4 protein-coding genes and 1 pseudogene are annotated in these 5879 nt (G+C 65.5%); 1 reads left to right on the plus strand and 4 read right to left on the minus strand.

Going from position 1 to position 5879, the window contains the following annotated elements; genetic code table 11:
• On the plus strand, positions 1-2028 hold a 2028-nt coding region (locus ACIQ3R_RS14255), incomplete at its 5' end, for a TonB-dependent siderophore receptor (protein WP_397419525.1).
• A gap of 289 nt (positions 2029-2317) precedes the next feature.
• On the opposite strand, the gene ACIQ3R_RS14260 is transcribed toward ACIQ3R_RS14255, so the two are convergent.
• The 4 genes and pseudogenes from ACIQ3R_RS14260 to ACIQ3R_RS14275 form a co-directional block, all read right to left on the minus strand.
• Positions 2318-4066 (minus strand): peptide MFS transporter, encoded by a 1749-nt coding sequence (locus ACIQ3R_RS14260; protein ID WP_397419526.1) that lies wholly within the window; start codon positions 4064-4066, stop codon positions 2318-2320.
• 266 nt (positions 4067-4332) lie between these two features.
• Positions 4333-4830, minus strand: coding sequence for a hypothetical protein (locus tag ACIQ3R_RS14265; RefSeq protein ID WP_397419527.1), 498 nt, complete (start codon positions 4828-4830; stop codon positions 4333-4335).
• 141 nt (positions 4831-4971) lie between these two features.
• Positions 4972-5616, minus strand: coding sequence for a PEPxxWA-CTERM sorting domain-containing protein (locus ACIQ3R_RS14270; RefSeq protein ID WP_397419528.1), 645 nt, complete (start codon positions 5614-5616; stop codon positions 4972-4974).
• 111 nt (positions 5617-5727) lie between these two features.
• Positions 5728-5879, minus strand: a pseudogene (locus tag ACIQ3R_RS14275) (glutamate--cysteine ligase); the annotation flags it as partial.

Genomic DNA, 5879 nt, shown 5'->3' on the forward strand with positions numbered 1-5879 from the left:
GCGGGACAGGTCCAGGCCGAAACAGCGGAAGCCGAAGTCGAGGCCGTGGTGGTGACCGGCTCGCGACTGGCGAACGCCAGCATCAACGGGCTGGAGATCGAGACCTTGCGGCTGCCGCAAAATGTGCGGGTGCTCGATGAGACCCTGATCCAGGCGAGCGGCATCGCCAACCTCTCGGACCTGTTCGACTACGCGGGCGGCATGGCGCGGCAGAACAGCTTCGGCGGCGCCTGGGACGCCTATGCGATCCGCGGCTTCTCAGGGGACATCAACCAGGGCCCGGACCTCCTGGTGAACCGCTTCACCGCCAATCGCGGCTTCAACCCGCGGCGTGATGTGGCCAGTATCGAGTCCTTCCAGGTCTTGAAGGGGCCGGCGTCGGCTCTATCCGGCAAGGGAGAGCCCGGCGGCTCGATCAACATCGTCACAAAGGCGCCTCGCGATGTAATGCACGCCGCGCTCGAAGCGGGATACGGAAGCCACGACACCCGCCGCGGCGTGGTCGATCTTGGCGGGCCGTTGGGGTCGGATCTTGGCGTCCGGCTGGTGGGCGCCTACCAGGCGACCGACGGATTCCGCGACTTTGTCGGGTCGGAGCGGCTGTTCCTCGCGCCATCTTTGGCCTGGCGGCCGACCGAGTCGCTGAGTCTGCTCTATCAGCTGGAGTACGCCGATGTGGACTTTGTGCACGACCGCGGTCTGGTGGCGATCAACGGCGACGGCAGGGCCCTCCCCCGCGACCGATTCCTGGGCGAACCCAACGACGGGCGCATCAAGCAGCGAACCTGGCAGCACCAGGGCTCCCTGACCTGGGCGCTCGCCGACAACCTAGCCCTGGAAGCCGGGGTCCAGTACCGGGACGGCGATTTCGTCGGGCAGTCGACGCACAATTCTGTTCTCGTCGGAACTCAACTCCGCCGCCAGCTGCGAATTCACGACTATTTCTGGGACGACCTCTCGGGACGCGCGGAGCTGAGCGGCCGCTTCACCGCCGGCGGGACGGAGCACCAGATCCGCGTCGGCGCCGACGCCTTCACATTCGACCAGAGGCGTATCTTCTTCCGTTTCAATCCGACCGCGGCCAATCCCTATGCGATCGACGTGCTGCGCCCTGTCTATGGCCAGCCCAAGCCCACAGCGCCGCTGAACCAGGACATCCTGGAGGAGCTGCGCGGCGAGAGCATCTATGTTCAAGACCTGATCACCCTGGGCAGCGAGTTCAGCATCCTGGTCGGCCTGCGGCACGACTGGATCCGCCAGACCAACACCAATTTCCGAAACGGCGCCGTGACGCGCCAGTCGCCATCGGAAACCTCGCCGCGCGCGGCCTTCACCTGGTCGCCCAGCGAGACCTTCTCGGCCTATGCCAGTTGGGGGCGTTCATTCCGCTACAATCAGGGCGCCGACGCGACAGGCGGCGCCTTCGCCGCCGAGCGTGGCGAGGCGCTCGAGGCGGGCGTCAAGTACGCCCTGATGGATGGACGCCTGACCGGCACGGCGTCGATCTTCCGCATCGAGAAGGAAAACGTGCTGGTCAACGATCCGGCCAATCCTGGCTTCTCGACCCCGGCCGGCGAAGCGCGCAGCCAGGGTTTTGAGGCCGATCTCAACTTCGCTCTTGACCGCAACCTGACCCTCACCGCCGTCTACGCCCTGACCGATGCAGAGATCACCAAGGACACCCGCGCGTTCCTGGCGGGCAGCGGCCTCAGCAACGTGCCCAAGCACTCGGCCGCCATGTTCGGGACATGGCGATCGGGCCAGGAGGGGGCGGGCGAAATTACGGTCAGCGGGGGCCTAGTCTATGTCGGCGAACGGCCGGGTGACGACGTGGCCAGCGGCTTCGAGCTCCCGGACTATGTGACCGCGCGCGTAAACCTCGGATACCAGGTCACCGAACGGCTCTCGGCGCACCTCGATATCGAGAACCTGTTCGACACCTATTATCTGGAGAGCTCGTTCAGCAACGTGTGGATCGCGCCGGGCGCGGCGCGCACGGTGACAGCGCGGCTGCGCTGGAGCTACTGACCGATCCTGTTTGAGAGTTAGTCCCGGGTTCCGGCATCTGACGCGCCCGACCGGATGACTCCGGCGGTTCCGCACCCTGACGGGAGGGAGAACCGGATCGGCCGCCACGATCAGCAGTTTGGGCGGGGCGTTTCGGACCGCGTTCGCAAAAGCTTCGGATCTTAGAGCGTCTTCCGAAAAACGGGAGCCGGCCTTAGTGCGGAGCGATGTTCTAATCTACTGATTTTGCTAATTTTATGACCCGCCTGAGATGATTCCAGCGGAATGAACAAGGTCCGGGGAAGCACGCCTAGTTGCCGTCTGCGCCGTGTGACCAGCCCTTGATCAGGAAGCTGAGCGCCACGAAGGCCAAGCCGCAGCCGACGCCGGCCCAGCCGAGCGTGTTGAAGCCCTCCATAGAGGCGGCGAAGGCGGCCGCGCTATCGAGAACCTGGCCGCCGACGGTCGCGGTTCCCATGGTCCCGGCGATCATCCCGCCAAGGAACTGGGCGATGGAGGACGCCAGGAACCAGACCGCCATCATGAAGGAGACGATCTTGGCGACGCTGAGCTTGGTGATCTGCGAGAGGCCAACGGGCGAGAGAAACAGCTCGCCAATGGTGTGCAGCAGGTACAGCAGGCCCAGCATCATGAGCGGCATCTGGTAGTCGACGGCCATCCCTCTGCCCCAGACCACGACCAGAAAACCCAGGCCCACCAGGATCAGGCCATAGCCGAAGGTCAGAGTCGGGTTGGGCATCCGGTTGCGGGCGCCGAGCCAGGCCCAAAGCGCGGCGAACAGCGGCGCCAGGACCAGGATGAAGCCGGCGTTGAACGACTGGGTCTGGGCGGCGCTGATGCCCATCAGGTCGACATTGCGGGCGGCGAACAGGTTGAGGGAGGTGCCGGCCTGTTCGAACAGGGTGAAGAACACAACCGAGCCGAAGATCAGCACCATGGCCAGGAACATGCGTTCGCGCTCGACCTTGTTACACTGTGTGGCGATGAACCAGGCGATGAAGGCCAGCGACGCCGCGGTCGCGGCGGTGAGAGCGACACCGACGATGTCGTGGTGCTGCACCAGGAACCACACCGGGATCACACCGAGCACCCCGCCGAGATAGATCAGCCACTCGCGATTGAGGGGGCCGGCGATCTTCTCCGCCAGCCGGGCGGGTTCGGGCGGCTCGCCCTTGCCTTCCAGCAGGGGCTTGCCCCACACAAAGACGATGAAGCCGGCCAGCATGCCGACCCCGGCCAGGCCGAAGCCCGCCCACCAGCCCACCTGCTGACCCAGCAGGCCACACAAAACCGACGCCCAGAAGGCGCCCAGGTTGATGCCGTAGTAGTAGAGGGTGAAGCCGGAATCCCGCCTCGGATCGCCCTCCGGATAGAGTTGGCCAACGATCGTCGAGATGTTGGGCTTGAGAAACCCTACGCCCATGATGATCAGCGAGACCGCCAGGTAGAAGGCGTTGACGCCGAGCGGATCGATCTGACTCTTCAACTCATAGGAGCCCTTGGGCAGCGTCGCCGGCAGCGGCGCCGTGGCGGGCAAGCCTTCGATGACCAGGCCTCCCGCCGCGTCCGCCGAGAAGACGTAGGGCTGATCACCGACCACCAGACGCACCTCCCGCGCCTCCATGCGGCCCTGGATCGCGACCTCATAGGACTGGCCGGCATGGATGAGAGTCTGGCGAGCAGGCTGGCCCTCGATCGCCATGGTCAGGTGGCCGGCCACAAGCAACAAGGCGCCGAACGCGATGGCCTTGCGGGTGCCCAGATACCGGTCGGCCAGCAGGCCGCCCAGCAGCGGCGTCAGATAGACGAGCGAGGTGTAGGAGCCGTACTGCGCGCCCGCGACCTCGTCGTCGAACAAGAGGTGCTGGGTCAGGTAGAAGATCAGGATTCCGCGCATCCCGTAGTAGGAAAACCGCTCCCACATCTCGGCGAAGAACAGCACCATCAGCCCGCGCGGATGGTTCCGGCGCATCTGCAGGAAGACCGGGACGCCGGTGGCCAAGGTGATGATCACGCCGATCAGAACGATGGGATCCATGCCGGGTGGCCTCGCCTTGGCTTAGGGGCGTGCGGGCGGAGGCGGCTGCGACCCACGTCCCCCCGGCGCGCGTGTCTGGCCGCTAGAGACCATGGGCCAGAGCGGGCGGCAAGCGGGGGGTGGTTGGGGTGGCGGCCCCCTCCACCACGCTCCGCGTGGCGCCCCTCCCCCCGTGGGGAGGATGAAGGTGTCTGGTCCTCCCCCAGCGCGAAGCGCGGATCGGGGGAGGTGGCCCCCCGGACTTGTTCCGGGGGGACAGAGGGGGGCTATTCCTTGGGCGGCGCGTCGGCCAGGGCGAGTTCGCCGCCTGTGTAGGCGACGTCGCTGGTCACCTCGCGGATGCACCATGTGGGAATCTCGACGCGCATCGCTGCCATGCGGTTGGTGGCCTCGCACTCGGCGGTGACCAGGCCCTTCAGAGCGCCTTCGAACACATCGACGGTGAAGCCGCCGACCCTGTGTCGCAGCTTAGAGAGCCGCGCGCCCGGCAGTTTGGCCATCACGGCGTGCTCTTCCTCTGTGAGGTAGAGATTGGCCATCGGGCCGATCAGCGGGTTGTCGGGCGCATACTTCTTGGCCAGCTTGAAGGTCTTCTCGCCAGTGGCCAGTTCCGTGATGGCCCGAAGGCGAAGGCGGCCGCCCTCGATATAGATGTCCTCGATCCGCCGTGCGGTTCCCAGTTCCAGGGACGGCAGGGCCTTGGCGTCGACCAGGAACCGCCGCTCGGCGACCCAGTGGGCGTACTTCGGAAGCTTGGTGGGCATGGGGAGAGCCTTCTCACCGGTCGCGTGGCTACTTCGGCGCCTGAGATGACCACGTCAAGCGTTCCCCAACGTTGAGTTCGGTCAAATGCGAAAACGCCGCCCGCCGGGAGGCGGACGGCGCTTCGAAACCTTGCGAGCCGATCAGGCCGCCAGCGCGCGCCGGCGACGCAGCATCGTCCCGGCCGCGCCGAAGCCGCCAATCATCAGGGCCCAGGTGGCCGGCTCCGGAACAATGGTCCCGCCCGGGGTGAATTCGTAGACGATGTTCTGAACGCCACCGGCGTAGGCGTCGGGGCCGAACTGGAATATCAGGCCTGTCGTGCTCGTCTGGCCGAACGAAACCGTCGCCATCGAAAGCGCGGGCGGATTGACCGAGCCGGAGACCAAGTTGGTCAAGCTCAGATCGTACACGTCGTAGGCGATGCTCCGGCTAGGGTTGTTCAAATATCCGCCGAAATCCACGCTCACCAGCTTTAGGACGCCGGGAGTCAACACGTCGAAGCGAATCTGCCCCCGTCCACTGTTGGTCCAGACAGCGTCCGAACCGCTGTAGCCGCCGTTCCAGAAGCGCAGCGAAGATTCTGGATTCGACCCCACGCCGCTGTAGGTCACATTCACATTGGCGGTGTCGCCGAATCCTTGATCGATGAGCCCGTTAGGGCCGGACAGGTTGTTGCCGCACAAACCCACGCACGACGTCGCATTGTTGAACGTGATAGTCACCGCCGAGGCGGGCGTAGCAGCCAGAGCGACCAGCGCGCCGAGGCCGAGCAAAAGTTTACGCATGGTGGATCCCCAAGGTTCCAGAGTGTCGAACCGACGCTGCGCCCTCCCTAACTGGACGACAATTGGATTCAACTGAGAGGCGAGTGCGGCGGATCGCCCCACGATGCGGGATCAGTACGCAAAGTCCTCGAAAGCCCGGCCCGCATCGCCGGCCCAGCGGGTCTCGTAGAGCTCGATCAGCCGCTCAGCCGGCGTGATGCCGCTATCGGCGATCATGTCGAGTTCGTTGAGGTAGCCGGTCTCGTCGACCATGCCGCCGGACA

It is taken from the genome of Phenylobacterium sp. (assembly GCF_044371015.1).
In the GTDB taxonomy this organism is placed as follows: domain Bacteria; phylum Pseudomonadota; class Alphaproteobacteria; order Caulobacterales; family Caulobacteraceae; genus Phenylobacterium.